Raw genomic sequence first — 25,990 nt, forward strand, 5'->3', positions numbered from 1 at the left:
ACGCCGCAGGCAGAAACGCGGCCCCGTGCCGCAGGCAAGGCAACCACAAGAGGACCTTACATGACCCGCATTCTTCCCGTCGCCGCGCTCGCGGCCGCAGTCGCCCTCGGGGGCGTCGCCCTGCCCGGCGCGGTCAGCGCGCAGGAGGCGAGCAGCGAGGCCAGCGCCGCCGAGACCACCGCGGAAACCGCTCCCGAGATCGTCGAGATGGTCAAAGGCGACGTGAACGCCCCCGTCGAGATCATCGAATACGCCTCCTTCACCTGCCCTCATTGCGCGCGCTTCTCCAACGAGGTGCTGCCGCAGATCGAAGAGAACTACATCAAGACCGGCAAGGTGAAGCTGGTTTACCGCGACGTCTATTTCGACAAGTACGGCATGTGGGCGGCGATGGTCGCGCGCTGCTCTCCCGAGAAGTTCTTCGGCATCTCCGACATGATCTACAAGACCCAGGGCGACTGGGTGAAGGCGGGCTCGGACCAGGGCATCGCCGACAGCCTGCGCAAGATCGGCCTGATGGCCGGCATCGGCAAAGACCAGCTCGACGCCTGCATGAACGACAGCGCCAAGCTCAAGGCTCTTGTCGGCTGGTACCAAGAGAACGCGACCCGCGACAACATCACCTCGACGCCCTCCTTCCTCATCGACGGCAAGTCCTATTCGAACATGTCCTACGACGACTTCGCCAAGGTGCTCGACGAGCATTACGAAGCAGCGCAATAAGCGCCTCCTCTGAGGCACAAAGGCGCGTCCCGCGGGGCGCGCCTTTTTCGTGACGCGGGCATCGCGTCAGCGGCGAAGATCACGGCCGCATCGCGTTTTCCGCTGTGGCCTTCGACCCGCTGCCACGCTATAGATCGCGCGCGTATTTCGCCTATTTTTTGATGACAACCGAGTGTCCCTTGGCCAAAGAAATCGAGCGCAAGTTCCTTGTCTCCAGCGATGACTGGAAATCCGGTATCTCCCGCAGCGAGCGGCTGCGCGACGGGCTCATCGCCGCCGAGGGCGGGCGCAAGGCCCGGGTACGCTTCTACGATGACTGCGCAACGCTCTGCATCAAGGGCCGGCGTGACGGGATGGCCCGAGACGAGTTCGAATACCCGATCCCGGCGCAGGACGCCGAGGAGATGCTCTCCGCCCATTGCACCGATGTCGTCGAGAAGACCCGCCACCACGTGCCCGCGGGCGCGCTGGTCTGGACGGTGGACGTCTACGAGGGGTTCCTGTCTGGCATCACCATCGCCGAAGTCGAATTGCCGGCGCTCGACACGCCGCTGCCCCTGCCCCATTGGGTGGGCCGAGAGGTCACCGGGCTACAGGACTATCGCAAGGTGAACATGGTTGCCGCGCGCAAGGCGCTGATCGGCTCGAGCGCGGCCTGAAGCGCGCTGGCGAGGCCCGTGCCCCGCCAGCGGCTCAGAGCCTTCAGCCGGCCTCGTCCACGCGCATCATCCGCTGCGCAAGGCTCTCGACCCCGCCCAGCCAGCGCGTGACCAACTTCGGATCCGACGGCGCCGCCGAGACGCCCGGCGTGATCTCTCGGTTCAGCACCGCCTCGATCGCCCAAGACACCGGCATCGACACCAGCCGCGCCATGGCCGAGCCGCGCGCGTCGCCCCAGGCGTCCATCACCCAGGTCTTGTGCCAGACCGTCTCGCCCGCCTTCTCGGCCTTCAGCGTCACGCAGAGCACCACGCGGTCAGGCTCGCCCTCTGCGTATTTGTTCTCGGCCAGCAGTTCGGAGGCCATCTGCGCCAGCCGTGCGTCGTCCGCCGTCTCGACCTCGGCGAAGACATCCTTCCACGCCTCGGACCAGCCGTTGAGCCGCAGCGTGCCGCGAACGAAGTCCTTCACTTTCCAGTCCTGCCCGAACTCGTATTGCTCGATGAAGGGCAGCGAGTCGCGGTTGGGGTAGACCTCGAAGCTCTCGGGCGGATCGAGCGGCGCGTCGTAGCGGCTCAGCGCATCCCAGGGGCGCTGGACGTTCAGCTCCTCGAAGTGGCGGATCGAGCGCGAGGGCGAGCGCAGCGCCTTCAGCACACCCACCGGCGCCCAGGAGAACTTGTAGCGGAAGGCGTTGGCCTCCTTCGGCACGCCGCCGCAGTAGCTCAGGAAGCTGATCTCGTTCTCGGGATCGAAGGCGTCCGAGGCGCGGTAGGCCGCGACGAGATCATGCGCCATCAGGTGATCGATCCCCGGGTCGAGCCCGACCTCGTTGACCAGAGCCACCCCGGCTTCCTTCGCCTTGGCGTCGAGCCCGCGCATCTCGGGCGAGATGTAGGAGGACGACACGAAATGCGCCTTCTTCTTGATCGCGATCTCGGCCAGCATCACGTGCCAGTCGCCGGGCAGCATCGAGACGATCACGTCGCCTTCCTGCACCGCCGACTCCACCGCCTCGGGGGCGAAGGCGAGGATGCGGTTGGTGATGTCGCCCACCGCCTCGCGGGCCTTGGTTTCGGTCCGGTTCCATACCATCACGTCGTGGCCGGCTTCGATCAGGCGTCGCAGCCCCGGGATGGATGAAAGTCCCGTTCCGCACCAATGAATCATGCAAGTTCCTCCTTGAGGTATCTGTCGTAGGTTGCCGCCGCCCGGCCCCAGACACCCGCGTCCATAGCGGGCAGGGTCAGCAGGTGCGGCAGCAGTTGCGCGGCGAAATCCTCCGAGCTCTCCCGGGGGAGAAGCGAGGGAAGGTTGTCGATCGCCATGACGTCGAGCGGCGGCTCCTCGTGAACCCGCAGCGCGGGGGCCTGCCAGTCGGTCACGTGGTCATAGACCTTCACGGGCGAGAAGTCACTGTCGGGGTCGCAGGCAATGTCACCGATGGCCCGAAGCTTGCGCGCGTCGGTGCTCGCCGAGGCGGGCACGAAGACCGGCGTGCCGGGATGGGCGAGGATGCAGTTGAAGAAGATCTCGTGCTCCAGCACCTCGGGGAACGGCCCGCCATGGGCGGTCTCGGCCATATCCCATCCGGTCACGGCGACGCCGAGCTTGCGGCAGAGATCCGACGCCCCGGTTCCCACGCGCCCAAGCGCGCCGATGACCAGCGCCTTGGGCCGCCCGCCGCCCGCCGCGTCGAGCGCATCGGCGACCGCCGCCTCCATCGCCGCCGCCCCGGGCCAGACCGAGACCGGCCCGCAGAGGCCGCCACGCTTCTGCGCCGCATAGGCCAGCAGCGTCACCGCCGCGCCCGCATAGCCCGCCCAGTAGCCGAAGGCCGCAACGCGCCGCCCGTCCTCGCCCACGAGGTATTCCAGATCGTAGAGCGCCCCGCCGCCCGCCACGAAGCGCTTCAGCAGAACCTGCCCCGCCGGCTGACCCTTGAAGGCATGGCCGAACATGATGTGGCGGTGGCGCAGCGGCGTGCCGTCTTCGGGCAGTTCCTTGAGGCCGAAGATGATCGCCTCCTCGGGTGCCTCGGGCCAGCTGTTCTCGGGGGCGATCTCGGCACCCGCGGCGCGGTAGCCCTCGATGCCGATGACCCGGGAACGGCTTTCCTCGACGGTGACTCGCAGCCCCGCGGCGATCAGCGCCTTCACCCCCTCGGGGGTCACGCCCACCCGGTCCTCGTTCTGCCGCTGCTCCGCGCGCACCCAGAGATGTGTCATCCGTCTCTCCAAAGCCAAACTCCCCGCCTTGCTATCGAAAAGCAGACCTATGGGAAAGCCGGTGCTCAGAGATGTGTGCGTGCCAGTGACCGCTCCGAGCCTTCCAGATGCGGCACCGCGTTGAAAAGCGTCAGGCAGAGCCCGGTCGAGATCGGCTGGAAGCGGTGCAGCGAGGTGTTCTCGATGGCCAGGCAGGCATGCGCCAGCGCCTGCATCTCGAGCCCCATGGTCACCCGCATCGCCATGCCGATGAGCCCGCCCGATGTGACCACCACGGCCCGCCCTTCGCCCGCGGCGATCTCACCCAGCACGTCGCGCACCCGCCCCTCGAAATGCTCGAAGCTCTCGGGCACGCCCTCGAGCCGCCCCTCGCGCCAGTAGGTAAAAAGCGTCGGCAGGTGGCGGATGAACCCCTCGCGGTCCGGCGGCAGGGCGATGCCGTGCTGCTGGTCCATGAGCTGCGCCATGGTGAAATACTCAAGCTCGTTGAGCCGCGCGTCCCGCACCACGTCCAGCTCGATGCCCATCTCGGCCGCGGTCTCGCGGTGACGCTGCAGCGTGCCCGAGTAGGCGCGGGCGAAGACATCGCCGGTGCCGCGCAGGTGATCGCCAAGCCAGCGCGCCTGCTGCCGGCCCAAATCGCTCAGCCGGTCATAGCTGATCTCGTCCTTGGCATGGGTGTTGGCCTGCCCGTGCCGCACGAGGGTGACATGCGACATGCCCGCCCCTTTCCTGTTCGTGTGCGCCGGGGCGCAGGGCCCCGGCCTCTGTCAGCAGAAGTATTCCGGCCCGACCCGCTGCGCCGGCGAGTAGCGGTCGCCATGCGCCCAGCCGACCGGCAGCACCTCGTCGATCCGCGCCAGGTCGCTCTCGGTCAGCGTGGCGTGTAGCCCGCTCAGAAGCTCCTCGAAATGCGCCACCGAGCGCGTGCCCGGAATCGGGATCACGTGATCGCCGCGGCTGAGCAGCCAGGCGATCGCGAGCCCCGCCGCGGGCAGGCCCATCTCGGCGGCGAGCGCCCGGAAGCGCTCGGTGATCCCGAGGTTTGCCGACAGGTTCGGCGCCATGAACCGGGGGTTGGTCGCGAGGAAGGGGTTGGCGGCGATCACCTCGGCCCCGATTGGCTGGTCAGTCAGCAGCGAGCGGCCCACCGGCGAGAAGGCGACCAGCGCCGTGCCCAGCTCCTTGCAGGCCTGCACCAGCCCCAGCTCGACGAAACGCGTCGCCAGCGAATATTCCGACTGGACCGCGGCCACCGGATGCACCGCTGCCGCCCGGCGCAGCGAGGACGGCGCGATCTCGGAAAATCCGAAGCTCTTGATCTTGCCCTTCTTCACAAGCCCGGCGAGTGTCTCGGTGACCTCTTCGATGGGGCGGTCGGCCTCGCGGCGGTGGACGTAGAAAAGATCCACCTGCTCGACGCCGAGGCGTGCCAACGAGCCGTCGAGCTCGCCCTCGAGGTGCTCGGGCGAATTGTCGTAGCAGCGGTTGCCTGCCGCGTCCTTGGTGATCCCGGCCTTGGTGGCGATATGCAGCGTCTCGCGGGCGCCGGGGTTGGCCTTCAGCCAGGCACCGATCGCCTTTTCCGAGCGCCCCATGCCGTAGACGTTCGACGTGTCGACATGCACCACCCCCGAGTCGGCGGCGGCATCGAGCACCGCATGGGAATTCGCCTCGGTGGTCGGCCCGTAGAACTCGGCAAAGGACATGGCGCCGATGCCGAAGGCGGGAACCTCGGGGCCGCCGGGCCCCATGCGAACTGTCTTCATTGTCATCCTTTCAGGCGTTCTAAGCTGCGGGCCTCAACGGCCGATATGGCGGCGGCCACGGCGGCCTCGACGTCCAGCTCCGAGGTGTCGATCATCTGCGCATCCTGCGCCGGTTTCAGCGGCGCATCGGCGCGGGTGGCGTCGCGGTGGTCGCGCTCGCGGGTTTCGGCCAGCACGGTCTCGAAATCGGTCTCGGCGCCACCGGCCACCAGCTCCTCGAAGCGGCGCCGGGCGCGGACCTCGGCGCTGGCGGTGACAAAGAGCTTGGCCTCGGCCTCGGGGCAGATCACCGTGCCGATGTCGCGCCCGTCGAGCACCGCGCCGCCGTCGCGGCGGGCAAAGGCGCGCTGGAAGTCCAGAAGCGCGGCGCGCACCTCGGGGATGGCAGCGACGCGCGAGGCCGCCTGCCCTACCGCGGCGGTACGCAGCCCCTGCACCTGAAGGTCGGTCGGCAGCAGTTTCTGCGCCGCGCGGATCGGATCGACCCCGTCGAGCATCTTGCGCCCCACGGCGCGGTAGAGCAGCCCGGTGTCGAGATGGGCAAAGCCGAAATGCGCGGCAACCGCGCGGCTGATCGTGCCCTTGCCGGCAGCCGCCGGCCCGTCGATGGCAATGGTAAAGGCCATGGCCGTCCCTTTCTTTCAGATCGCGGCCTTTATGACCGCCGCCGGGAAGGGCCGCAAGTTACCTGCCGCGGCCCTGCCGCCACAGGCCGAAAAGCCCCACCGCGCAGACCGCAAGCAGCAGGAACTTGAGCCGGGTGAACAGGCTCGACCAGTCGACCAGCGCATGATCGAGCGCCACCGGTCCGCGCAGCAGCATCTCGTTGATCAGCAGGTTCTCGGCGGCATCCGCGCCGATCCAGGCAAGCGCCAGCAGCAGGAAGATGCCGCGCCGCCACCAGGCCCGCCCGCGCGACAGCACCCAGGCCCCCATCAGCAGCGTCAGCCCGAAGACCACGCGAAAGGCCAGACCCAGCCAGTGCATCTCGAGCAGGTAGACCGAACGCGCCTCCCCGCTCAGCGCCAGCAGGTAGCGCTGCGCCTCGGCCGCGGTATAGCCCAGCATTCGCACATCGAAGGGCGCCTGTCCGCCTGCGCCGGGCCAGAGCACGCTCACCGCGTAGTAGCCCATGCAGATGAACAGCGCGGCGGCCAGCGCCGCGACGTAGGGCAGGATGCGGCGCAAGCGCTCAGGCCTCGCGGATGAGATCGGCGCCCAGCCCGGTCATCAGCGCCTCGAAGATCGGGAAGGAGGTGGCGATCGGCCCGCCGTCATCGACCCGCACCGGCTGTTCCGTCGCAAGCCCCAGGACGAGGAAGGACATGGCGATGCGGTGGTCGAGATGGCTCTGCACCGTCGCCCCGCCCTTCACGTCTCCGAAGCCGCGGCCGTGCACCGTCCACCAGTCGTCGCCCTCGTCCACCGCGACGCCGCTCGCGCGGAGGCCGGTCGCCATGGCGTCGATCCGGTCGCTTTCCTTGACGCGCAGTTCCTTGACGCCGGGCATGTGGGTCTTGCCTTGCGCAAAGGCCGCGACCACCGAAAGCACCGGGTATTCGTCGATCATGCTCGCGGCGCGCTCGGCGGGCACCTCGATGCCCTTGAGGTCCGGCGAGAACTTCGCCCGCAGGTCGGCGACGGGCTCGCCGCCCTCCTCGCGCATGTTCTCGAAGGTCAGATCCGCGCCCATGTCCTGCAGGGTGAAGAACAGCCCCGCGCGGGTCGGGTTGAGGCCGATGTTCGGCACCAGCACGTCCGAGCCCTCGGTGATCAGCGCGGCGCAGACCGGGAAGGCCGCCGACGAGGGATCACGCGGCACGATGATGGTCTGCGGTTTCAGCTCGGGCTGGCCGACAAGGGTGATGACGCGGCCCTCCGACGTCTCTTCGGTGGTCACGGTCGCGCCGAAGCCGGTGAGCATCCGCTCGGAATGGTCGCGGGTCGCCTCGCGCTCGATCACCACGGTCTCGCCCGGGGCGTTGAGCCCGGCCAGCAGCACCGCCGATTTCACCTGCGCCGAGGGCACCGGCGTGGCGTAGCGCACCGGGATCGCCGCCTCGGCGCCGACGATGGTCATCGGAAGCCGCCCGCCCTTGCGCCCGTAGGCGCGCGCCCCGAAAAGCGCCAGCGGGTCGGTGACCCGCGCCATCGGCCGGGAGTTCAGCGAGGCATCGCCAGTGAAGGTGGCGGTGATCGGGGTGGTCGCCATGGCGCCCATGATCAGCCGCACGCCGGTGCCGGAGTTGCCGCAGTCGATGACATTGCCGGGCTCGGCGAAGCCGCCGACGCCGACGCCATGAACGTGCCAGGTGTCGTCGCGCTTCTCGACCTCGGCACCGAAGGCGCGCATCGCCTTGGCGGTGTCGAGCACGTCCTGCCCCTCGAGAAGACCGGTCACCTTCGTCTCGCCCACCGCCATCGCGCCGAGGATCAGCGAGCGGTGCGAAATCGACTTGTCGCCCGGCACATGCGCCTCGCCCTTAAGGCCCGCGGACTTGCGGGCAATCATCGGAATGGGGTCCCCGTGGCTCGACATGGCGCCTCTCCTGTTATCGCTCGCGCGCCTGATAGCAGCGCGATGCGCCTGCGTCCATCGCCCGCGCGCCGCCAAAGGACGCAGCGGCAGGCGCTGTTGTGCCCAATCCCCCATCCGCGTCTTGCCTCGCCTGCCGCAGCGTCCTAGGTATGCCCGCAGGGAGAGAGAGACACAGCCGGAATCCCTCCCGATTCCCGACAGACACGATGGATTGGCATGACCCACAGAGCGGCCGAAACCGCGCCTGCCTCGATGGCCGGTGTCGAAAGACAGATTTCGTCGCGCATGGTGCTCTTCGCGCTGGCGATGGGCGGCTTTGCCATCGGCACCACCGAATTCGCCGCCATGGCGCTGCTGCCAAACTTCGCCCGTGACCTCGGGGTCAGCGAGGCCCGTGCCGCGGACGCGATCAGCGCCTATGCGCTCGGCGTGGTTGTCGGCGCGCCGATCCTTGCCGTGGCCGGGGCGAAGATGCGCAAGCGCATGCTGCTGATCTGGCTGATGCTGGCCTTCGCCGCCTTCAACACGCTCTCGGCGCTGGCCCCGACCTTCGGGCTCTTCACCCTGTCGCGCTTCGCCTCGGGCCTGCCGCATGGCGCCTATTTCGGCGTCGCGGCGCTGGTGGCCGCCTCGATCGTGCCGCGCAACAAGCGCGCCACGGCGGTCTCGCGGGTATTTCTCGGGCTGACCATCGCCACCACCATCGGCGTGCCCGCCGCGAGCTGGCTCAGCCAGTTCTTCGGCTGGCGCTCGGGCTTCGTCATCGTCGGTGCGCTGTCGCTGGCGACGGCGCTGGCGGTCTACCTCAAGGCCCCCCGCACCCCCGCCGATCCGGACGCCAATCCGCTGCGCGAACTCGGCGCGCTGAAGAACCGGCAGGTCTGGCTGACGCTGGCCACCGGCGCCGTCGGCTTTGGCGGCTTCTTCGCGGTCTATACCTACATCGCCTCGACCGTGCAGACGACGCTCGGCGCCTCTGACGACATGGTGGCGCTGATGCTGATGGTCGCGGGCTTCGGCATGACCATCTTCAACCTCGCGATGGGCGCGCTGGCCGACCGCAACCTGAACGTCACCGCCTTCGCCTCCTTCGGCGGCGGCGCCATTGTGCTGGCCCTCTTCCCGGCGGCGGTGTCGGGCGGGCTCTGGACCATGGGCCTCGCGGTGCTCTGCATGAGCATCCTCGGCGGCGTCTCGACGGTGATGCAGACCCGTCTGATGAACGTCGCCGGAGAGGCCCAGCAGCTTGCCGCCTCGCTGCACCACGCCGCCTTCAACGTCGCCAACGCAGTGGGGCCGTTCCTTGCCGCGCGGGTGATCGCCGCGGGTCACGATTTCCCCGCCTCGGGCTATGTCGGCGCAGCGCTGAGCGCCGCGGGCTTCGGGCTCTTCGCGCTCACGCTCTGGGACGCGCGCCGCAGCGGGCTCGAGTAAGGCCGAAGGAACAGGGGTCCGCCCACTTCCACGAACCGCTGGATCAAATAAGAACGTTGTCGTCAGGCAGGGCGAGCAGCCGGGAAACTCTCCCGTCCGGGCCGCCACGCCAAATCAGCCGTCCACGCGCGACCTGCACGGCGGAGCGCTGTTCCGCGCGCGCCTTGCCCGCACCCCCGCGCGGGCCTTGCCGCCCGGCCCCGTCAGACCGAAATAAGGCCGCAAAACGAACACCCTTACCAAGAGGCCCTCTCATGACCTTCAAAGCGATCGCCCTTTCCGCTGCGATCACCGGGCTTTCCGCAACCGGCGCACTTGCCGCCGACCTCGCCCCGCTCGTCAGCCCCGCCGAACTTGAGCGCGCTCTCACCGAGGCGGATGCGCCCCAGATTCTCGACATCCGCGGCGACGCCTATGCCGACGGCCACATCGCCGGTGCCGTCTCGGCCCCCTACGGGCTGTTCCGCGGCCCCGAGGACAACCCTGGCGCGACGGTGCCGGTGGACCAGCTCGAGACCACCTATGAAAAGCTCGGCCTCGCGCCCGACGCGCAGGTGGTCATCGTCTCGCAGGGCGACACCGACACCGATTTCGGTGCCGCCGCCCGCGTCTACTGGACCCTGAAGAGCTCGGGCTTCACCGAGCTGTCGATCCTCAACGGCGGCGCGCAGGCCTGGGTCAACACCGGCCTGCCGCTCAGCAAGGACGCGGTGACCCCCGAGCCCACCGAGCTCGACATCACCTGGAACAACGCCTGGACCGCCGAGACCCCCGAGGTCGCCGACGTGGTCGATGGCGGCCACGAGGCGCTGCTGCTCGACGCCCGCCCCGCCGCCTTCTTCGAAGGCAAGAAGGCCCATGGCGCAGCCGCCAAGCCCGGCACCCTGCCCGGCGCCGAGAACTACGCCTACACCAAGTTCTTCCAGAGCGGCGCCACCGCCATCGGCCAGATCTCCGACGTGCAGGCGCTGAAGACCTCGCTCGGCATCACCGAGGGCAAAGAGATCGTCTCCTTCTGCAACACCGGCCACTGGGCCGCGACCAACTGGTTCGCGCTGAGCGAGATGGCGGGCATCGAGAACGTCAAGCTCTACCCCGGCTCGATGGTCGAATACTCGCAGACCGGCGGCGAGATGCAGAACGCCCCGGGCCTGTTCAGGAACCTGCTGAACCAGGTCACCGGGGGCAACTGATGCGCCAATCCGTCACCCAAGGCGCGGCACCGGCCGCGCCCGCAGGGGCCATGCCGCAGCGCGCCGGGTTGATCCTCGGCGCGCTCGTCATCGTGGCCCTCGTCGCACTCTTTGCCGGCGCACGCTACGGGCTCCTGTTGGCCATCGGCCTCGGCTTCGGCATCGCGCTCGAGGGACTGCGCTTCGGCTTCGCCGGGCCGTGGCGGGCGATGATCCAGCGCCGCGAACCCTCGGGCGTGCTGGCGCAGCTGCTGTCCATCGCTCTGGTCGCCGTGGTCGCCATCCCGCTGCTGTCGAGCCATGCGGGGGAACTGGTCGGCGCGCAGGCGCCCATCGGCTTTGCCATGGTCGGCGGCGCCTTCGTCTTCGGCGCCTGCATGCAGATCGTTCTGGGCTGCGGCTCGGGCACTTTGGTCAACGCCGGAAGCGGCAACCCCGTCAGCCTGCTGGCCCTGCCCTTCTTCGCGCTCGGCAGCTTCGCCGGGGCCTGGAACCTGATCTGGTGGACCGATCTCGGCGCCCTGCCCATCCTGAGGCTCTCGGGCGTTCCGGGGCTTGGCGTCACGCTGGTGCTACTGGCCCTCGCCGCGGCGATCTTCCTCTGGCGCGCCGCGCCGGGCTCGGTCAAGCTGAGCCGCCGGCATGCGCTTGCCGCCGTCGTGCTGGCGGCGCTCGCCATCGGCAACCTGCTGGTCGCGGGTCAGCCGTGGGGGGTGGTCTACGGGCTTGGCCTCTGGGCCGCCAAGGGGTTCTCCGCACTCGGCGGAGATCTCTCCGGCTCCGCGTTCTGGGCGGCCCCCGGCTCGATGGAGCGCGTGCAATCGAGCGTGCTGACGGACTACACCTCGCTGACGGACATCGGCCTTATCCTCGGGGCTTTCGGCGTCGCCGCCTGGCGCCGCGGCGCGCTGGCGGCCAAGCTGCCGTCCTATCCGGCGCGCGCCTGGGTCGCGACCATCGTTGCGGGTTTCCTGCTTGGCTATTCGTCGCGGCTGGCCTTCGGCTGCAACGTCGGGGCGTTCTTCTCGGGCATCTCCACCGGCAGCCTGCACGGCTGGGTCTGGTTCGTCGCCGCCTTCGCCGGGGCCTTCCTCGGCATCCGGCTGCGCCCGGCGCTGGGGCTGGAGGCGCGGACATGACCCGCAGCCTCACCGCCGCGCTCGCGCTCACCTTCGTTGCGGCGCTGCTGGCCTTCGATCTGGCCAGCACGCCGCCGAACCCCTACCAGGCCCCCGCCCTGCTGGCCTTCGGCTCGGGCGCCGTGGCCTCGGGCGGCTTCTGCGGCGCCTTGCCGGACTGACCGCGAACATTCAGCATCTGAAGCGGGGCGGCCAATGATGGCCGCCCCGCTTTCGTTAACCCGCGTCCTCGGGGAGCCCCGCGAAAGGCCCATAAGACTGGCCAAGCGTGACCCTACGACAGCGCAAATCTTCATAAAAGTTTACAAAAAATTAACTCTGCGGCGGATAGTCCAAAGGTAGGGCAGTTACCAAGCTGAGTGGTTATTTTCCTCCCCCTGCACACCCTTGGGATCAACCGCGTATCTCCGTGCGGCCCAAGGGTCATTAATGCCTTTTCAGCGATCCCTTTGCAGCACCGGTGCACCCCCTGTCCCCGCGGGGACAGGGGGCCGCGATCAGAGCCCCTGGCCTCCCGACAGTTCCACCCGCTGCCCGCTCATCCAGCCAAGCCCACCGTCCAGCAGCGCCGCGACCCCGGCGCCGATGTCCTCCGGCGCGCCGACCCGGCCAAGCGCCGTCATCTCCGCCACCCGCGCGTTCAGCTCGGCGTTGTCGCGCACCGCGCCGCCACCGAAATCCGTGGCAATGGCGCCCGGGGCAAGACAGTTGACGCGAATACCGCGCGGTCCAAATTCCTGCGCGGCGTAGCGGGTCAGCACCTCCACCGCGCCCTTCATCGCCGCATAGGCCGCGTAGCCCGGCAGGGTGAACCGCGCCAGCCCGGACGACACGAAAAGCACCGCGCCGCCTTCGGCAATCCGCGGGGACAGCGCCCGGGTGAGCAGGAAGGGCGTGCGCAGGTGCACCCGGTAGAGCAGGTCGAGCTGCTCGGGCTCGGTGCCGAGGATGCTGGCGTGCACGCCGAGACCGGCGTTGTTGACCAGGTAATCCACGGTGTCGCGGCCGAAATGGCGCGTCAGCTCCTCTGCCAAAGTGGCGGCGAAACCCGCGATGTCGCCGCCGTCGGCATCGAAGGGCAGCATTGCTGCCCGCACGCCGAGCGCTTCGATGTCGCGCCGGGTCTCTGCGGCGGCCTCTGCAGAGCTGTTGTAGGTGCCGATCACCTCGACGCCCGCGCGGGCAAGGTGCAGCGCGGCAGAGCGGCCGAGGCCGCGGCTCGCGCCGGTGATGAGAGCAATCTTGCGGGTCATGGGGTCATCTCCTGTCCCTGGGGGGCGGCACATCCGCCCCTTCCTGCGCCAGAGATAGATTGCGATCCTCGTGCGATAAATCGTACAGAGTCGCATGGACTATTCGGATATCCGAACAATGCAGCAGATCGACCTCAATTCGCTGGCGCAGTTCGTCACCCTGGCGCGGCATCTCAACTTCCGCCGCGCGGCAGCCGAGCTGGCGATCTCTCCCTCGACGCTGAGCGAGCGGATCCGCGAGCTCGAGGCGCGGCTCGGGGTGCGGCTGCTCAACCGCAACACCCGCAGCACCTCGCTCACCGAGGAGGGCGAACGCCTGCTCGCCCGCGCCGGTGATGCCGTGGCGGTTCTGGGCGAAGCCGCCGCCGCCGTCGGCAACGGGGCGCAGGCCGCGCTCACCGGGCGCATCCGCATCAACGGCCCGGCCCCGGCGATCGAGCTGCGGCTGATGCCTCTGGTCGCCTCGTTTCTCGCCCGCCACCCCGGGGTGCGCATCGAGGCGGTGAGCGAGGGGGATCTCGTCGATGTGGTGGCCCGCGGCTTCGACGCCGGGCTGCGCTACGACGAGGCGCTGGCGCAGGACATGGTGGCGGTGCGGGTGGGGGCCGACCAGCGCATGCTGGTCGCCGCCGCGCCCGAGTACCTCGCCCGACACGGCCCCCCGGAGCACCCCGAGGCGCTGGCCCGCCACGCCTGCATCACCCATGTCTTCGGCACCGGCAATATCCTGCCCTGGTCCTTCGAGAAGGATGGGCAGGCGCGCGACATCACCCCGCAAGGGCGGCTCGCGGTGAACAGCTCTGCCGCCGCGCTGGTGGCCGCCCGCGCCGGGCACGGGCTCGTGTATGCCTTCGACGACTACCTCGCCGAGGATCTCCGCAGCGGCCGGCTGGTGGCGGTCCTCGAGGACTGGACCCCGCCCTTTCCCGGCCCATCGCTCTATTTCACCGAGCGGCGGCTGATGCCCCCGGCCCTGCGCGCCTTCGTCGACCACGTGAAGGCCGAAGGGAAGGCCCAGGCCGCGCGGGGGTGAGCCACCTTGTGCGCGCGGCGTGAGGCCCTATGTTGGAACAAGGACCACCCAGGGATCGGAGCCCGCCATGAAAAGCTATGCAGTTGTCTTCGTGATCGGCGCGTTGCTTGTCGTTGCTGGGCTGGCCATGGTCAACCGCAGCCGTACGCCCGGAGGCCACGACCGGGCCGCGACATCTGCGACCCAACCCGAGACCGAACGCTATGCCATGAGCATTGGCCGCCCTGTCGAGCTGACGCAGGGCGAGGTGCAGCAGGTCAAGACGCTCGCCCCAAGCATCGATCCGAGCCGGATCCGCCCGGAGGAGGTCGGCAAGATCCGCGCCATCCTCCACAGCCAGGGCAATGACGCCAACAAGCGCGGGCGGCTCGAGCGCCTGCTGAACTGAGCGGACGGGCGGATAGGGCCGCCGCTGCAATCCCCGCCAAGACTTGTGAATTGACACCCCTCGGCCCCTCGCGGTAGGTCGGGGGCACGCGCCGCCCCGCGGCCCTTTCCACCCACAGCACCCACCGAACCGGCAGGCAGCTCCGAGAACAGGATTTGTTCCTTGAGCGACCTTGCGATTTCGTACCCCATCGGTGCGCCGGACGGCGCCTGCCTTGGCCTGCCCCTGCGCCTCGGAGCGCAGAGCGGCTTTGTCGAGGAGGCCATCTCCGACAGGCTCTGCGCCCTTGCCGCGCGCGGCGGGGCGGTGACCCGGCGTCTCTGCGGTGCCTTCCCCTTCGAGCGCGACCGGCCCGGCTGGCTCTACGCGCTCCGCTCCGAAACTCGCACCGACGCCCTGCCGACCGCCCGGACCGAGGCAGACGCCCGCCCGCTGGCCCTCGATCGCCTGCCATCGCAGGAACGCTACGCCGAGGCGGTGGCCGCGGTGGCGGCGCAGGTGGGGGACCCCGAACATCCGCTCCGCAAGGCGGTGCTGGCCCGGGCGCTCGATCTGCGCACCGACCGGACGCTCGATCCCTTTGCGGTGGCCGCGCGGCTCGGTGCCGATCCGCATGTGACCGCCTATTGCCTGCCGCTCCCCGGCACCCGCGGCGACGCGCGCTGGCTGGTCGGCGCGACGCCCGAGCTGCTGCTGCGCAAGACCGGCGCGGCGATCCGCTCGCACCCGCTTGCCGGATCGGCGCGGCGCCGCGCCGATGCGCGCGACGATGCGCGGGCCAAGGCGGCGCTGCTTGGCTCGGAAAAGGACAATGTCGAGCACCGCGTTGTGGTCGACTACATCCACGACATCCTTGCCCCCTATTGCGCCGAGCTCAGCGTGCCGCAGGCGCCGCAGCTCGATCGCACCGCCAGCATGTGGCACCTTGGCACCTGCATCGACGGGGTGCTGCGCGATCCCGAGACCCCCTGCCTCGAGCTGCTGGCGGCGCTGCACCCGACGCCTGCCGTCGCCGGGGCGCCGCTGACCGAGGCGCTGCAGGCGATTGCCGGGGCCGAACCCTTCGCGCGCGACTTCTACGCCGGCACGCTCGGCTGGGTGGACGGCAGCAACAACGGCGAATGGCACGTCACCCTGCGCTGTGCGATGCTCGAAGGGTGCGAGGCGCGGCTCTTTGCCGGGGCCGGGATCGTCGCCGCCTCGGATCCACTTGAAGAGGTCGCCGAGACCCGCGCCAAGTTCATTGCCATGCGCCGCGCGCTCGGCATCGCCGAGGGCCTGTGAGGCCCGCAAGGCGCAAGTCCGCACGACCCGACACAAAGCCCGCAAGGAAAGCTCCGATGGCCCTTCCGAAGATCCCCGACTACCCGCTGCCCGCGGCCGCCGACCTGCCCAAGTCGCGCGCGCCCTTTGTGCTCGAGCCCGGGCGCGCCGCGCTGCTGGTGCATGACATGCAGCGCTACTTCTGCGCCGCCTTTGGCGCGGATGCCTTCCGCCGCGAGGGCAGCCCCATCGCCGCCGCCGCCGCCAATATCGCGCGGCTGCTGAGCGCCGCTAGAACCGCGGGCGTGCCGGTCTTTTACACTGCGCAGAAGGGCAACCAGTTCCGCCCCGACCGCGGATTGCAGGCCGACCTCTGGGGGCCGGGCATGTCGGCGACGCCCGAACACGAAGAGATCATCCCCGTTCTCGCCCCGGCAGAGGGCGATATCGCGCTGGTCAAGCATCGCTACAGCGCCTTCCAGCGCTCGAACCTCGAGACGCTGATGCGGGCGCGCGGGCGGGACCAGCTGATCATCACCGGGATTTACGCCCATATCGGCTGCCTCGCCACGGCTGCCGAGGCCTTTCAGCGCGACATCGAGCCCTTTTTCGTGGCGGATGCGCTGGCCGACTTCAGCCGCGAGAAACACGATATGGCGCTGGATTGGGTCGCGGCCTGCAGCGGCGTGCCGATGGTCACGGACGCCGTGCTGGCCAGCCTGGAGAGCCCCTCTGGCTGAGGCGGCTGGCGCGCGGGGGCGTGCCCCCGCGCGCCTCAGAAATCGAGATCGGCGTAATGCGCCGGCTGCGGGAAGCCCGGAATCTGGTCGGCAAGGATCGACCGGAAGGCCGGGCGCGACTTGATCTTGGCGTACCAGTCCTTGACCACCGCCGACCGGTTCCAGTCGACATCCGAGATGTAGTCCAGCGAGGACAGATGCGCCGCCGCGGCGAAATCCGCGAGGGTCATCACGTCGCCCGCCAGCCAGCGCCGGTGGTCGAGCAGCCAGGCCATGTAGTCGAGGTGGTACTTGATTGCCTTGGCCCCGGCCTTGACGTTGCTCGAGTCGGGGAACCCGGCCTTCATGATCTTCTTGTTCACCCGCTCGTAGAGCAGCTTCGAGGTCACCTCGTGGTGGAACTTGTCGTCGAACCAGGCGACGAGCCGGCGCACTTCGTAGCGGGCGTCAGGCGAGCGCGGCAGCAGCGAGGGCTCGGGGTATTTCTCCTCGAGCCATTCGCAGATCGCGGCGCTTTCGGACAGGGTCTTGTTGTCGATGCGCAGCACCGGGACCTTGCCTGCCGGGTTTCGGCGCAGGAAGTCGGCCTCCTGCTCCCAGTAGCGTTCCTCGACCAGCTCGCATTCGATCTTCTTTTCGGCGAGGCTCAGGCGAACCTTGCGGCAAAAGGGCGAGAGCGGCACGTGGTAAAGCTTTGCCATTCGAGAAAGCGGCTCCGGGTCTGAGGGAAATCTTTCGCCTGTTTGCCGTGAAACCGGCGGCGATTCAACTGGGGATGGGAACACGGGCGGGTGATGGCCGGGGCGCTGGCCCCGCCTACTCGAAGCAGCGGGCGCGGCCGTCGCGGGCGATCGTCGCCGCCCCGTCGCGGATCTGCGCGGCGCGGCGCTCGACGAAGTTCGAGGGTTTCGAGGCCGAGCGGTCCTTGGGGTCGGGCAGGATCGCCGCGAGCCGGGCCGCCTGGGTGGCGCTCAACTGCGACGGCGCGACGCCGAAGTAGTGCTGCGAGGCGGCCTTGAGGCCGAAGACGCCCTCGTCGAACTCGGCGATGTTCATGTAGACCTCGAGGATGCGCCGCTTTGGCCAGAGTGCCTCCATCAGCGGGGTGAGCGCCGCCTCGAGCGCCTTGCGCGGCCAGCTGCGGCCCTGCCAGAGGAAGGCGTTCTTCACCACCTGCTGGCTGATCGTCGAGGCGCCGCGATTGCCGCCCTCGGCGATGGCCGCGCGGATCGCCCGCATGTCAAAGCCCCAGTGGGTGCAGAAATTGGCGTCCTCGGCGGCCACCAGCGCCCGCAGCGCGACGGGGGCCACATCCTCGGCATCGACCCAGTCGTAGTCCACCGGGCTGCCGAGCCGCCGCCCCTCGCTCCACATGTAGAAGCTGCCGGGAGGGTTCACGAAGCGGTAGGAGAACACCGCGAGGCAGAGCAGCAGCGCCAGCGCCACCGCGGCCTGCACGGCGCGCGTCACCACAAAGCGCAGCGGCCTCGGGCGCCGTGCGGTCTTGCCAGATCCCTTTGCGGGTGTCTTCGATTTGCTTTTGGTCGTCTTTGCTGCTCGCGCCATGGCGCAGATCTACACGTCCGCGCGCGCGCGGAAAAGCACTCTGCGTCGGGACGGAACGGAAAACGCCCGGACCTCGGGTCCGGGCGCTTCGGCTTTCCACAAGCGGGCGGGCTTATTCCGCCGGCACCGCCACATCGCTCTCGATGCCCAGCGGGTGCGGGATCTTGTTGAGCATTTCGGTCGGGCAGACCTGCACGAAGTTGGCCTTCTCGCGCTCCCAGTTCTGCAGGATATCGAGCGCCTTGCGGCTGCCGGTCTCGGTCGCGTGACGCTCCACGAGGGCCTTGAGGTCGGCTTCCCAATGCGCTTCGGTCACGGGGCAGGTCACCAAGCTCTCCATGTTCATCAGGTCCGGGGACAGTCCCTCTGGATCATAGAGATAGGCCATGCCGCCGGTCATGCCGGCGCCGAAGTTGGCGCCGATCGGGCCGAGGATCACGGCGGTGCCGCCGGTCATGTACTCGCAGCCGTTGGTGCCGCAGCCCTCGACCACCACTTTCGCGCCCGAGTTGCGGACCGCGAAGCGCTCGCCCGCCTTGCCGGCGGCGAAGAGGTAGCCGTCGGTGGCGCCATAGAGCACGGTGTTGCCGATGATCGTGTTGTTCGACGCGGTGAGCGGCGACATCATCGGCGGGCGCACCACGATGGTGCCGCCAGACAGGCCCTTGCCGACATAGTCGTTGGCATCGCCCGACACTTCCAGCTTGAGCCCCGGAGCCGCGAAGGCACCCAGCGACTGGCCGGCAGAGCCGGTGAGCTTGACGTGCAGGTGGTCGGGCTGCAGCGCGTTGCGCATGCCGAACTTGCTGACGATATGGCTCGAGGTGCGCGTGCCCACGGTGCGGTGCGTGTTCTGCACCGCGTAGGAAAGCTGCATCTTCTCGCCGTCCTGCAGGAAGCGGCTGCCGTCGCGGACGATTTCGGCGTCGAGCGTGTCGAGCACCTCGTTGCGGCCCTTGTTGCGGTCGTAGACGATGTCGTCGGCCCCATCCACACGGATCAGCAGCGGATTGAGGTCGAGGTCATCGAGATGCTCGGCACCCCGGCTGACCTGGCTCAAGAGGTCGGCGCGGCCGATCACCTCGTTGAGCGAACGCGCCCCGATCGAGGCCAGGATCTCGCGCACCTCGGTGGCGTAGAAGGTGATCAGGTTCACCACCTTCTCGGCATTGCCGGTGAACTTGTCGCGCAGCTCGGGGTCCTGGGTGCAGACGCCCACCGGGCAGGTGTTCGACTGGCACTGGCGGACCATGATGCAGCCCATGGCGATCAGCGCGGCGGTGCCGATGCCGAACTCCTCGGCGCCGAGCATCGCGGCCATGACAATGTCACGCCCGGTGCGCAGCCCGCCGTCGGTGCGCAGCGTCACGCGGTCGCGCAGCTTGTTCATCGCGAGCACCTGATGCGCCTCGGTCAGGCCCATCTCCCACGGCAGACCCGCGTATTTGATCGAGGTCGCCGGCGAGGCGCCGGTGCCGCCATTGTGGCCCGAGATCAGGATGATGTCGGCCTTGGCCTTGGCAACGCCCGCGGCGATGGTGCCGACGCCCGAAGAGGCCACCAGTTTCACCGTCACCTTGCAGCGCGGGTTGATCTGCTTGAGATCGTAGATCAGCTGCGCGAGGTCCTCGATCGAGTAGATGTCGTGGTGCGGCGGCGGCGAGATCAGCGTCACGCCCTCGGTCGAGTGGCGCAGACGGGCGATCAGCTTGGTCACCTTCATGCCGGGCAGCTGGCCGCCCTCGCCGGGCTTGGCGCCCTGCGCGACCTTGATCTCGAGTTCCTCGCAGTGATTGAGATACTCGGCGGTAACGCCGAAGCGGCCCGAGGCCACCTGCTTGACCTTCGCCGAGGGGTTGTCGCCGTTCGGCTCGGGCACGAAGTGTGCCGGATCCTCGCCGCCCTCACCGCTGTCGGACTTGGCGCCGATGCGGTTCATCGCGACGTTCAGCGTCTTGTGCGCCTCGGGCGAGAGCGCCCCCAGCGACATGCCCGGCGTCACGAAGCGCTTGCGGATCGAGGTGATGGATTCCACCTCCTCGAGCGGGATCGCCTCGCCGATCGGCTTGATGTCCAGCAGGTCGCGCAGGTGGATCGGCGGGTTGGCCCGCATCGCCTTGGAGTAGGTCTTCCACAGCTCGTAGCTGGCCTTGTTGCAGGCGGCCTGCAGCAGGTGCATGTTCTGCGCGCCCCAGGCGTGGGTCTCGCCGGACTTGCGGGCCTTGTAGAAGCCGCCGATGGGCAGCACGTCGCGGCCCCCCTTGAAGCCAAGCGCGTGGACCTCTTCCGCCTTCTGCTGGATGCCGTGCACGCCGATGCCCGAGATCCGCGACAGCATGCCGGGGAAATACTCGGCACACATGGCGCGCGACAGGCCCACGGCCTCGAAGTTGAGACCGCCGCGGTAGGAAGAGATCACCGAGATGCCCATCTTCGACATGATCTTCAGCAGGCCCTGGTCGATGGCTTCGCGGTAGCGTGCCACGGCCTCGGTCAGGGTGCCTTCGATCAGGCCGCGCGAGATGCGGTCTGCGATGCTGTCCTCGGCCAGATAGGGGTTCACGATGGTCGCGCCGCAGCCGACGAGCACCGCGAAGTAATGCGGGTCGATGCATTCCGCCGAGCGCACACCCAGCGAGCAGAACGTCCGCAGACCCTTTTTGGTCAGCCAGCTGTGCACGGCCGAGGTGGCGAGGATCATCGGCATGGCGACCTTGCCATCGCCCTGGTGATGATCGGTCAGCACGATGTGGCCGCCGCCCGAGCGCACGGCATCCTCGGCCTCGGCCCGGATGCGGGCCAGCCCGTCACGCAGCGCGCCCTCGCCGGCATCGGCGGGGAAGGTACAGTCGATCTCGACCAGGCCCTGCGCGAAGTGATGGGTCAGCTCGTCAAACTGCGCGTTGGCGACGAAGGGCGTGTCGAGCACGAGGATTTCGGTCTGCGCCGAGCTCTCGTCGAGCACGTTCTTGAGGTTGCCGAAGCGGGTCTTGAGCGACATCACGCGGAATTCGCGCAGGCTGTCGATCGGCGGGTTGGTCACCTGGCTGAAGTTCTGGCGGAAGAAGTGGCTGAGCGGGCGGTACTTCTTGGACAGAACCGCCGAGGGCGTGTCGTCGCCCATCGAGGCGAGCATTTCCTTGCCGTCCTCGGCCATGGCCGAGAGCGACTGCTCGAGTTCCTCGATGCTGTAGCCCGCGGCGATCTGGCGCTTCCGCAGCTCGGCGCCCGAGAAGAGCGGCTTCTCGGTGACCTTGCCGAGGCTCTCGTCGAGCTCGGTGATCTTGCCGACCCATTCGCCGAAAGGCTGGGACGAGGCGAGGCGATCCTTGATCTCGGTGTCGCGGTAGAGCTTGCCCTCTTCCATGTCGACGGCGATCATCTGGCCCGGGCCAAGCGCGCCCTTTTCACGCACGGTCGACTCGTCGACCGGGACCATGCCCGCCTCGGAGCCCGCGATTAGCAGCCCGTCGCCGGTGACGACATAGCGCATCGGGCGCAGGCCGTTGCGGTCGAGACCGCCGCAGACCCAGCGGCCGTCGGTCATCGCGAGCGCCGCCGGGCCGTCCCAGGGCTCCATCACCGAGTTGACGTAGGAATACATGTCGAGCCAGGCCTGCGGCAGTTCCACCGCCTGCTTCGACCAGGCCTCGGGGATCAGCATGGTCTTGGCCATCGGCGCGTTGCGCCCGGCGCGGACCAGCACCTCGAACACCGCATCGAGCGCGGCGGAGTCCGATGCCCCGGTCGCGATGATCGGCTTGATGTCCTCGGCCATCTCTCCGAAGGTCGCCGAGGCCATGCGGATCTCGTGCGACTTCATCCAGTTGGTGTTGCCCTTGATGGTGTTGATCTCGCCGTTGTGGGCAAGCATCCGGAAGGGCTGGGCCAGCCACCACTGCGGGAAGGTGTTGGTGGAATAACGCTGGTGGTAGATCGCGAAGGCGGATTCGAAGCGCTCGTCCTGCAGGTCCGGGTAGAAGACGGCGACCTGCTCGGCCAGCATCATGCCCTTGTAGATGATCGACCGGCACGACAGCGAGGCGATGTAGAGCCCGTTGATGCCCGCGGCGGCCGCAGCCTTCTCGATGCGGCGGCGGATGACGTAGAGCTCGCGCTCGAAGGTTTCCTCGTCCACGCCCTTGGCGTTGGAAATGAGGATCTGCTCGATCTCGGGGCGGGTCGCGTTGGCCTTTTCGCCAAGGCAGTCCACGCTCACCGGCACGTGGCGCCAGCCGTAGATGTAATGGCCCATGCGCAGCACTTCGGTTTCGACGATGGTCCGGCAGGTTTCCTGCGCGGCAAAGTCGGTGCGCGGCAGGAAGACCTGGCCGACGGCCATCAGCTCGTCCTTGCGCGGCGCGTGGCCGGTGCGCTCGATCTGGTCGTAGAAGAAGCTGACGGGGATCTGCACGTGGATGCCCGCGCCGTCGCCGGTCTTGCCGTCGGCGTCCACGGCGCCGCGGTGCCAGATGGCCTTCAGCGCGGTGATGCCCGCCTCGACAACCTTGCGCGACGGTTTCCCGTCGATGGAGACCACAAGGCCGACGCCGCAGGAAGAGTGTTCATGCTCTTCGCGGAACAGGCCGTTCTCCTCCATCCACTTGCGCTTGGCTTCCTCTGCGGCAACCCAGTTGGCGTCGAAAGTGGTCATGGCTTAGCACCTCCATGGAAGGCCGCTTGCACGGCCGGGATACGTGGCTGGCGCAGGTCGCGCCGAATGAGATGGCGCCTCATCGCGCCGGAAATCTGTCTTGCGGCTCAGGCGCCGCTTGTTCGGTCTTGCGGCTCAGGCGCCGCTGACGTCCGCCCCGAATTTCTTCAGCGTCTCGGCGCGGGTGTATTTCGGATGGGCCCCGGTGAGGCCCCAGCTGTCGGGCTTTTCGTCGGCGAAGATCTCGCTCTTCATCTCGAAGCCGTTGCCATCGTCGAGCAGCCCGAGGCAGACCTCGTACTCTCCTGCCCCGTCCTCACCCTTGTCGTAGCGGTACCAGAGCACCGAGCCGCAGGTGCCGCAGAAATGCCGCGAGGCCCAGCTCGAGCTGCGGAAGCTGCGGATCGCCTCGGCGCCCTCGATCTCAATCGCCGTCTCGGGCACGTTCACTGCAAAGAGCGCCGATCCGGCCCAGCGGCGGCACTGCTCACAATGGCAGACGCCGAAATTGCCGCACTCGGTCACGGTGAAGCGCACCGCGCCGCAAAGGCATTGTCCGGTCTTCTGCGTCATGCACCGCTCCTTTTTCGGCAAGGGTCAGCAGTGCTGACCTCTGTTCGGACGTGAGGTTCAAGGGATGCACGCCCCATGTGCATGGGATGTGCTGGGGAGGTGGGCCTTACTCGGCGGCGATCGCGGCGAGCTTTTCGAAGTCCTTGAGCACGTGCTCGGCACAGTCGCGGCCGTCACGGATCGCCCAGACCACGAGGCTGGCACCGCGCACGATGTCGCCCACGGCATAGACGCCCGGCAGCCCGGTCCGGCCCGAGGTGAACTCGGCCTTCACGGTGCCCCAGCGGGTGACTTCCAGCTCTGGCGCGCCCCAAAGGGTCTGCAGGTCCTCGGCCTCGAAGCCGAGCGCCTTGATCACCAGGTCGGCGGGCTCTTCGTAGTCGGCGCCTTCGATCACCTCGGGCGACTGGCGGCCGGTGGCGTCGGGCAGGCCGAGGCGCATTTTCTGGACCATCACCGCCTCGACGACCTCGTCGCCCTTGAAACCCTTCGGCGCGGTCAGCCACTCGAACTGCACGCCTTCTTCCTCGGCGTTGGCGGTCTCGCGCTGGCTTCCCGGCATGTTGGCACGGTCGCGGCGGTAGAGGCATTTCACGCTCTCGGCGCCCTGGCGGATCGCGGTGCGCAGGCAGTCCATGGCGGTGTCGCCGCCGCCGATGACCACGACCTTCTTGCCCTTGGCGTTCAGCTCTCCGCTTTCGAACTCGGGCACGGTGTCGCCGAAGTTGGCGGTGCGGTTCGAGGCGGTGAGATAGTCGATCGCCTTGACGATGCCCTTGGCGCCAGCGCCCGGACCACGCAAGTCGCGCGACTTGTAGACGCCGGTGGCGATGATCACCGCGTCATGCTGGTCGCGGATCTCGTCGAAGCTCATGTCCTGCCCGACATTGCAGTTGAAGACGAAACGCACGCCGCCGTCCTCGAGCTGCTTGATGCGGCGCATGACCACGTCCTTCTCGAGCTTGAAGCCCGGAATGCCATAGGTCAGAAGGCCGCCGCCGCGATCGTAGCGGTCATAGACGATGACCTGCACACCTGCGCGGCGCAGCATGTCGGCGGCCGCAAGCCCGCCCGGGCCCGCACCGATGATGCCGACGCTCTCGGCGCGCTCGACCGCGGGTGCGGCGGGCTTCACCCAGCCCTGCTCCCAGGCGGTGTCGGTGATGTATTTTTCGACAGAGCCAATGGTCACGGTTCCGTGACCAGATTGTTCGATCACGCAGTTGCCTTCGCACAGACGGTCCTGCGGGCAGATGCGGCCGCAGATTTCCGGGAAGGTGTTGGTGGCCTGGCTGATCTCGTAGGCTTCTTCCAGACGGCCGGTCGCGGTGAGGTTCAGCCAGTCGGGGATGTTGTTGTGCAGCGGGCAATGGGACTGGCAATAAGGCACACCGCATTGGCTGCAGCGGCTCGCCTGCTCTTCGGCCTTGGCCTTTGCGAACTCAGCGTAAATTTCGTCGAAGTCGTGGCTGCGGACACTCGCCTCCCGCTTCTCGGGCATGTCGCGCTCGATCTTCACGAATTTCAGCATGGGTTGCTTTGCCATGATGCCTTGTCTCCAAGCAAATCAATCGGTCGGGCTTCCTTACTTAAAGTCGAAACGGAATAAAAGTCATACATGCTGACCTATAATGATAAAATTCTGCTCGTTGGCGCCTGACGCCCACCATTTCAGTCAAAAAATAGGTCCGGAAACGGACCAAATTGCCTCTTTCCCCCTGAAATCCAAGAATCTATAGCAAAAGTGGCTATCCAAGCGGAGACCTGCGTCCATGCCCCTGTCTCAACTGATTATTCTCGCGCTCATCCAGGGCATCACCGAGTTTCTCCCGATTTCCTCCTCCGGTCACCTGATTCTCCTCCCCGGGCTGACCGGCATGGAAGACCAGGGGCAAGTGATCGACGTAGCGGTGCACGTCGGTACGCTCTTTGCGGTGGTGCTCTATTTCTGGTCGGACGTGCGCGAGGGGCTCGCGGGCATCCCGCGCATGCTGACCGGCAAGATCGATACGCCCGGCTCCAAGCTCGCCTTCCTGCTCGCCGTTGCCACGGTGCCGGTGATCCTCGTCGGGCTGATCCTCAACATCACCGGCCTGTCGGACATGCTGCGCTCGATCGCGGTGATTGGCTGGACGATGCTGATCTTCGGGATCGTGCTCTGGTGGGCCGACCAGAAGGGCCCTGAGGTGAAGACCGAAGCGGACTGGAACCTGAAGGACGCGGTCAAGCTCGGCCTTTGGCAGGCGGTGGCGCTGATTCCGGGCACCTCGCGGTCGGGCATCACCATCACCGGCGCGCGCCAGCTCGGCTACAAGCGCCATGACGCGGCGAAGATCTCGATGCTCATGTCGATCCCGACGATCTTTGCCTCGGGTGTGCTGCTCGGCGCCGAGGTCATCGGCACTGCCGATGCGCAGGCGGCCAAGGACGGCGCCATCGCCGCGGGCTTCGCCTTTGTCTCGGCCCTGCTGGCCCTGACGCTCATGATGCGACTGCTGCGCTCGGTGAGCTTCACCCCCTACGTGATCTACAGGGTGATCCTCGGAGCGGTTCTGCTGGTCATCGCCTATAGCTGATCCCGGAGCAGAGCCCCAACGCGCCCCCGGACATGGGAAGGCCCCGGAGTTCGGGGAAACTCCGGGGCCGTTGAACTACCCGGGACCGGCGGGGGAGCCGGCAGGGACAGTAGAAAGGGCAGTCAACCTCGCTCGTCTTCACAGCTGCGCGACGGTGCGATAAGTGCAGCTAAATCAGGGATTTCGGTGTTTGCAACGCGGGGTTTGCGTTCGCGCGGATTCTCGCCGTGGGCGAGTCGCCCTATAGGCGGGAACCTGC

Annotated in this window: 24 protein-coding genes; 11 read left to right on the plus strand and 13 right to left on the minus strand. The window is 68.0% G+C overall.

What is annotated here, in order from left to right:
• Positions 1-60: 60 nt before the first annotated feature.
• Positions 61-723, plus strand: a complete 663-nt coding sequence (locus G0Q01_RS00455) for a DsbA family protein (RefSeq protein ID WP_108968377.1) — start codon at positions 61-63, stop codon at positions 721-723.
• 179 nt (positions 724-902) lie between these two features.
• A complete protein-coding gene (locus G0Q01_RS00460; RefSeq protein ID WP_164189512.1) occupies positions 903-1,382 on the plus strand; it encodes a CYTH domain-containing protein in 480 nt (159 codons plus the stop codon).
• 43 nt (positions 1,383-1,425) lie between these two features.
• On the opposite strand, the gene G0Q01_RS00465 is transcribed toward G0Q01_RS00460, so the two are convergent.
• The 7 genes from G0Q01_RS00465 to aroA form a co-directional block, all read right to left on the minus strand.
• Entirely contained in the window at positions 1,426-2,553 is a 1,128-nt protein-coding gene (locus G0Q01_RS00465; protein WP_164189514.1) for a saccharopine dehydrogenase C-terminal domain-containing protein, read from the minus strand.
• Positions 2,550-3,611, minus strand: a complete 1,062-nt coding sequence (locus G0Q01_RS00470) for a saccharopine dehydrogenase (RefSeq protein ID WP_164212917.1) — start codon at positions 3,609-3,611, stop codon at positions 2,550-2,552. Before G0Q01_RS00470 ends, G0Q01_RS00465 begins: the two co-directional genes overlap by 4 nt.
• Positions 3,612-3,676: 65 nt before the next feature.
• Positions 3,677-4,330, minus strand: coding sequence for a histidine phosphatase family protein (locus G0Q01_RS00475; RefSeq protein ID WP_164189518.1), 654 nt, complete (start codon positions 4,328-4,330; stop codon positions 3,677-3,679).
• 51 nt (positions 4,331-4,381) lie between these two features.
• Positions 4,382-5,380: an aldo/keto reductase gene (locus G0Q01_RS00480; RefSeq protein WP_164189519.1), complete on the minus strand. Its 999-nt coding sequence runs from the start codon at positions 5,378-5,380 to the stop codon at positions 4,382-4,384.
• Between the two features lie 2 nt (positions 5,381-5,382).
• A complete protein-coding gene (locus tag G0Q01_RS00485; protein ID WP_164189521.1) occupies positions 5,383-6,006 on the minus strand; it encodes a d(CMP) kinase in 624 nt (207 codons plus the stop codon).
• A 58-nt stretch (positions 6,007-6,064) separates the two neighbouring features.
• Positions 6,065-6,568 (minus strand): hypothetical protein, encoded by a 504-nt coding sequence (locus tag G0Q01_RS00490; RefSeq protein WP_164189523.1) that lies wholly within the window; start codon positions 6,566-6,568, stop codon positions 6,065-6,067.
• A 4-nt stretch (positions 6,569-6,572) separates the two neighbouring features.
• Positions 6,573-7,919: a 3-phosphoshikimate 1-carboxyvinyltransferase gene (aroA, locus tag G0Q01_RS00495; protein ID WP_164189525.1), complete on the minus strand. Its 1,347-nt coding sequence runs from the start codon at positions 7,917-7,919 to the stop codon at positions 6,573-6,575.
• 216 nt (positions 7,920-8,135) lie between these two features.
• On the opposite strand from aroA, the gene G0Q01_RS00500 reads away from it, so the two are divergent.
• The 4 genes from G0Q01_RS00500 to G0Q01_RS26520 all read left to right on the plus strand — a co-directional run bounded on the left by G0Q01_RS00500 (position 8,136) and on the right by G0Q01_RS26520 (position 11,846).
• Complete coding sequence (locus G0Q01_RS00500; RefSeq protein WP_235939399.1) at positions 8,136-9,353, plus strand: MFS transporter; 1,218 nt, start codon at positions 8,136-8,138, stop codon at positions 9,351-9,353.
• Between the two features lie 254 nt (positions 9,354-9,607).
• Positions 9,608-10,546: a sulfurtransferase gene (locus G0Q01_RS00505; RefSeq protein WP_164189527.1), complete on the plus strand. Its 939-nt coding sequence runs from the start codon at positions 9,608-9,610 to the stop codon at positions 10,544-10,546.
• Positions 10,546-11,685, plus strand: coding sequence for a YeeE/YedE family protein (locus G0Q01_RS00510; protein ID WP_164189529.1), 1,140 nt, complete (start codon positions 10,546-10,548; stop codon positions 11,683-11,685). The genes G0Q01_RS00505 and G0Q01_RS00510 overlap by 1 nt, the downstream gene beginning before the upstream one ends.
• Positions 11,682-11,846: a hypothetical protein gene (locus G0Q01_RS26520; RefSeq protein ID WP_193989083.1), complete on the plus strand. Its 165-nt coding sequence runs from the start codon at positions 11,682-11,684 to the stop codon at positions 11,844-11,846. The genes G0Q01_RS00510 and G0Q01_RS26520 overlap by 4 nt, the downstream gene beginning before the upstream one ends.
• A 336-nt stretch (positions 11,847-12,182) precedes the next feature.
• Here the strand turns inward: G0Q01_RS26520 and G0Q01_RS00515 are convergent, their stop codons facing one another.
• Positions 12,183-12,938 (minus strand): SDR family NAD(P)-dependent oxidoreductase, encoded by a 756-nt coding sequence (locus G0Q01_RS00515; RefSeq protein ID WP_164189531.1) that lies wholly within the window; start codon positions 12,936-12,938, stop codon positions 12,183-12,185.
• A gap of 118 nt (positions 12,939-13,056) precedes the next feature.
• On the opposite strand from G0Q01_RS00515, the gene G0Q01_RS00520 reads away from it, so the two are divergent.
• The 4 genes from G0Q01_RS00520 (at position 13,057) to G0Q01_RS00535 (ending at position 16,362) form a co-directional block, all read left to right on the plus strand.
• Positions 13,057-13,971 carry a LysR substrate-binding domain-containing protein gene (locus G0Q01_RS00520; protein ID WP_164189533.1) on the plus strand — a complete coding sequence of 305 codons (915 nt, stop codon included), beginning with the start codon at positions 13,057-13,059 and terminating at the stop codon, positions 13,969-13,971.
• A gap of 67 nt (positions 13,972-14,038) precedes the next feature.
• A complete protein-coding gene (locus tag G0Q01_RS00525; protein ID WP_164189535.1) occupies positions 14,039-14,359 on the plus strand; it encodes a hypothetical protein in 321 nt (106 codons plus the stop codon).
• A 162-nt stretch (positions 14,360-14,521) separates the two neighbouring features.
• Positions 14,522-15,643, plus strand: a complete 1,122-nt coding sequence (locus G0Q01_RS00530; protein WP_164189537.1) for an isochorismate synthase MenF — start codon at positions 14,522-14,524, stop codon at positions 15,641-15,643.
• A gap of 56 nt (positions 15,644-15,699) precedes the next feature.
• The gene (locus tag G0Q01_RS00535) at positions 15,700-16,362 is read left to right on the plus strand and encodes an isochorismatase family protein (RefSeq protein WP_164189539.1); all 663 of its coding nucleotides are present in this window, start codon (positions 15,700-15,702) and stop codon (positions 16,360-16,362) included.
• A 35-nt stretch (positions 16,363-16,397) separates the two neighbouring features.
• Here G0Q01_RS00535 and G0Q01_RS00540 read toward each other — a convergent pair whose 3' ends face one another.
• The 5 genes from G0Q01_RS00540 to G0Q01_RS00560 form a co-directional block, all read right to left on the minus strand.
• Positions 16,398-17,063 carry a glutathione S-transferase family protein gene (locus tag G0Q01_RS00540; protein WP_108968348.1) on the minus strand — a complete coding sequence of 222 codons (666 nt, stop codon included), beginning with the start codon at positions 17,061-17,063 and terminating at the stop codon, positions 16,398-16,400.
• A gap of 115 nt (positions 17,064-17,178) precedes the next feature.
• Positions 17,179-17,835: a monofunctional biosynthetic peptidoglycan transglycosylase gene (gene mtgA / locus G0Q01_RS00545; RefSeq protein WP_370457148.1), complete on the minus strand. Its 657-nt coding sequence runs from the start codon at positions 17,833-17,835 to the stop codon at positions 17,179-17,181.
• Positions 17,836-18,040: 205 nt separating this feature from the next.
• Positions 18,041-22,582, minus strand: coding sequence for a glutamate synthase large subunit (gene gltB, locus G0Q01_RS00550; protein ID WP_108968345.1), 4,542 nt, complete (start codon positions 22,580-22,582; stop codon positions 18,041-18,043).
• Between the two features lie 135 nt (positions 22,583-22,717).
• Positions 22,718-23,155, minus strand: coding sequence for a GFA family protein (locus tag G0Q01_RS00555; RefSeq protein WP_108968343.1), 438 nt, complete (start codon positions 23,153-23,155; stop codon positions 22,718-22,720).
• 106 nt (positions 23,156-23,261) lie between these two features.
• Entirely contained in the window at positions 23,262-24,701 is a 1,440-nt protein-coding gene (locus tag G0Q01_RS00560; RefSeq protein WP_164189543.1) for an NAD(P)-dependent oxidoreductase, read from the minus strand.
• Positions 24,702-24,927: 226 nt separating this feature from the next.
• Here G0Q01_RS00560 and G0Q01_RS00565 point away from each other — a divergent pair, with 226 nt between their 5' ends.
• The gene (locus tag G0Q01_RS00565; protein ID WP_108968339.1) at positions 24,928-25,731 is read left to right on the plus strand and encodes an undecaprenyl-diphosphate phosphatase; all 804 of its coding nucleotides are present in this window, start codon (positions 24,928-24,930) and stop codon (positions 25,729-25,731) included.
• Positions 25,732-25,990 lie beyond the last annotated feature (259 nt).

The sequence above is a fragment of the Salipiger sp. PrR007 genome (assembly GCF_010499845.1).
GTDB lineage: Bacteria > Pseudomonadota > Alphaproteobacteria > Rhodobacterales > Rhodobacteraceae > Salipiger > Salipiger pacificus_A.